The organism is Brunnivagina elsteri CCALA 953 (genome assembly GCF_002289455.1).
GTDB classification, from domain to species: domain Bacteria; phylum Cyanobacteriota; class Cyanobacteriia; order Cyanobacteriales; family Nostocaceae; genus Brunnivagina; species Brunnivagina elsteri.
Window position 1 is genome coordinate 1 of record NZ_NTFS01000560.1, and the last position, 3307, is coordinate 3307.

3 protein-coding genes are annotated in these 3307 nt (G+C 36.0%); 2 read left to right on the forward strand and 1 reads right to left on the reverse strand.

All coding sequences use genetic code 11. The features are described 5' to 3' along the window. The first annotated feature begins 178 nt into the window (after positions 1-178). Entirely contained in the window at positions 179-1354 is a 1176-nt protein-coding gene (locus CK510_RS28285) for a DNA cytosine methyltransferase (protein ID WP_095724811.1), read from the forward strand. A 137-nt stretch (positions 1355-1491) separates the two neighbouring features. On the opposite strand, the gene CK510_RS28290 is transcribed toward CK510_RS28285, so the two are convergent. Then, positions 1492-2289: a hypothetical protein gene (locus CK510_RS28290; protein WP_095724812.1), complete on the reverse strand. Its 798-nt coding sequence runs from the start codon at positions 2287-2289 to the stop codon at positions 1492-1494. Positions 2290-2688: 399 nt separating this feature from the next. On the opposite strand from CK510_RS28290, the gene CK510_RS28295 reads away from it, so the two are divergent. After that, positions 2689-3096 (forward strand): PadR family transcriptional regulator, encoded by a 408-nt coding sequence (locus CK510_RS28295; RefSeq protein ID WP_245912483.1) that lies wholly within the window; start codon positions 2689-2691, stop codon positions 3094-3096. The last annotated feature ends 211 nt before the right edge of the window (positions 3097-3307 follow it).

The window sequence follows — 3307 nt, forward strand, 5'->3', positions numbered from 1 at the left end:
CTTTAATATTCTTTAAAGCCGATCGGAATCACAACAAAGTATCAATATATGAAGACTTTGTGTCATCTATTTACAAATATAATTATAACTTGACTTAAATTGCTAGTATATCTGAACCAGTGAAAGAACCATTCAGGTATACACTTGTGCATTCGCGTAATTTTTTGGGAGTAATACTGTGATAGATGGTAAGGCTGTTTCTATTTCCTTGTTTTCAGGGGCTTTTGGTTTAGACCTTGGTATGGAACAAGCAGGTTTTCATACGGTCAGCGTAGTAGAAAAAGACCGTGATGCGGCAAAAACAATAGCTTTAAACCGTCCTTATCTTCAAGAAAGTGCAATACCAAGGGAAATAGAAAAAGTCAGTACTCAAGATTTGCTTGAAGAAGGGAGTCGAGTACTAGAATTAGAAAGAATTTTACGTCCTGGAGAAGTTGATTTAGTCACTGGTGGTCCACCTTGCCAGCCATTTAGTACAGCAGGTAAACGAGGTTCAGTGATGGACCCTCGTGGTAGTTTATTTATGGATTTTATTCGGGTTGTTAGAGAAGTTCAGCCTCGTTTCTTTGTCATGGAAAATGTAAGAGGTCTCCTTTCTGCTCCCCTTAGACACAGACCGATTAACCAAAGGGGGGAAAATTATCCCCCTTTGGATGTAGATGAAATGTCTGGTGCTGCTCTTAAAGTGGTATTGTCAGAAATGAAAGAACTCGGATACAGCATAGTTTATAACTTATTAGAAACTGCTGATTATGGAGTTCCGCAAAATAGAGAACGTGTAGTTTTTATAGGTTCTAGAGATGGGGAAACCGTTACATTCCCTTTTGCAACTCATTGTTCAGATGGCAGGAATTTACCGAAATGGCAAACTTTAAGAAATGCTTTAACTGATTTAATTGATTCACAGCCAGAGTTTACTGCTTATTCGGAAAGTAGATTAAAGTATTTAAGATTATTAAAAGAGGGACAAAACTGGAGATACCTACCAGAAGATTTAAAAAAAGAAGCAATGGGAGGTGCTTATAATTCAGGAGGTGGTAAAGTTGGTTTTTATAGACGCTTATCTTGGGATAAGCCTTCACCAACAGTTACCACAAGTCCATATCAAAAAGCTACAGATATGTGTCATCCTATAGAGCTTCGTCCTTTAAGTATGAGAGAATGTGCCAGAATCCAGACTTTTCCTGATGATTGGATTTTTCATGGTTCAGTTAGTTCTAAATATAAACAAATTGGAAATGCTGTACCTGTGCTATTTGCGAAAGAAATTGGTAATTATATCTACACATTAATACAAGGAAATAAGCCAAAAGGCAAAGAGTTTGTAGAGCAGCTTTCACTTTTCCCCTTATAAAAATTAATTTATTAAGCTCAGATGGTTTTTACATATAGCAGTAGGTTAAACTCGGCAGTATTTTGACAAATTTTCTGTTGAGTTTGATTCTTTCTTAGCTTACTAATGCAATATTTGTAGATTTAATAATCTTCTATTTAGCTTGCAGCCAATTCTGCAAAAACTTTGTCTATTCTCAGTACCATATTTTTAATATGAGTCTCAATCAAGTTGTAGTCTAGATAAATGCTGTCCCAAAATACCTTACCAGCAATACGAGGGATTTTGGAATCTTGTGGGAATGTCCAAGAGGCAACATCAAAAGCTGCTATAAATAGAGAATTTTCATGAAGACTTAACTCTTTTTTCGCTCTGGTGACTTGAGAACCTGTTAACGTATTTTTTTGAGTTTTTAATTGTGCAAATTTAACTATATCTTCGGACAGTAAAATAACATCTATACCAGTAATGTGAATATCAAATTCAATTTCTGGGCTAATTATATATGGGCTTATGTTGGATATTTTTTCTAAAAGAGAGCCTATTTTTGTACTTAGTTTTCTCGTCACAGAATTGCTAGTTACTAGTAATGTTGCACCACACAATTCAAATAGGTTAGATGGATTAGGTTTATTTTCAAGCACTACTTTTTTCTTTTCAAAATAGCTTACTAATTCATTAATAAAATCTTCTGCAAACTTATCTGTTTGAACATGAATTAATTCAGATTGCCGCTCTAACTCTAAAATCGATTCGCTTTGATTGTCTTCCTGTATTTGATGTTGAATATAGTCTTTTGCTATAGAAGAAATTATTTTCCCATATCTGTATGCTTTATGTAAGGATTCGTCAGTTATATTTGTAACATCTATTAATGCAGCTTTTTCTGTAATTATTGCCTTCCGTTCTGAAACAGGAAGTTGTATGAGGGTATCTGCTGAGAATTCAAGAGTCATAAAAAGCTCAATTTAGTTTATTAGACCTTCTTAGTATTCCCTAAAATTGGTAAATATAAAACTAGTATTAGCGTAAAAATATCTTTTGTTAACTGACTATTTTCTGCTAGCCATTTGAATAAGGGACTTCCAGAAAATAAAATCTCTAAATCATATATTTCCCAACCCTATTATACATAAGGGCGGGGAAACCCCTACAATATTGGAGGATTTATTTATTGGTGTTCCCTAATACCAGTAGTATTCTACATTTTTCCTAATCATCGTAGTTGTAGTCTAAATCAAACCAAGCAAAACCATATTGTTAACTTTTGTTAACGATATGGTTTTGCTGGTTCGGGTAGATGGGAACAATGGAAAGACAAGCAACGCACTCCCAGAGGTGACATTAAGTATATTTTGTTAGCAGTAATCGCCGAGCGATCGCGACATGGTTATGAGTTAATTAAAGAACTCGAATCACGGTTTGGAAGTTGTTGGAAACCCAGCCCAGGTTCTGTTTATCCCAATCTTCAGTTACTTGAAGAAGGGGGATATTTAATTGGTGAGCATGTCGATGGCAAGAAGGTATATTCAATTACTGATAGTGGAAGGGAATTACTAGCAGAGCGGGGAAATCCCCTAGATTCAATGGAGCAACGCAGCAAACCCCAAGAATGGATGGATTTGGGAAATGCAGTTGCAGACTTAGGTGCAGCAGTCATGCAGGTTGCTAGGAGTGGAGATAGTGAAAAAATGAGCCGAGTCAAGGAAATGATTAACCGCACTAAGCGCGAGATTTACGGAATTTTGGCGGAAGAGGAATAAACCTCAAAAAAAACAAAGTTCAATTCAGTTCAGTTCAGTATTTGGCTGTGCGATGTAAATTCGGCATTAAACTTTGCGATCGCAATACTTGTCGATTCGAGGGAAACAAGCAAAAAAAAATATTTTACCCTTTCCCAAAGTTGAACTTGCTGAACAAGTAGCTCTACAGCGTGTGGAAACCCTGCGGCAAATTGGTAAACAATTGCGTCAA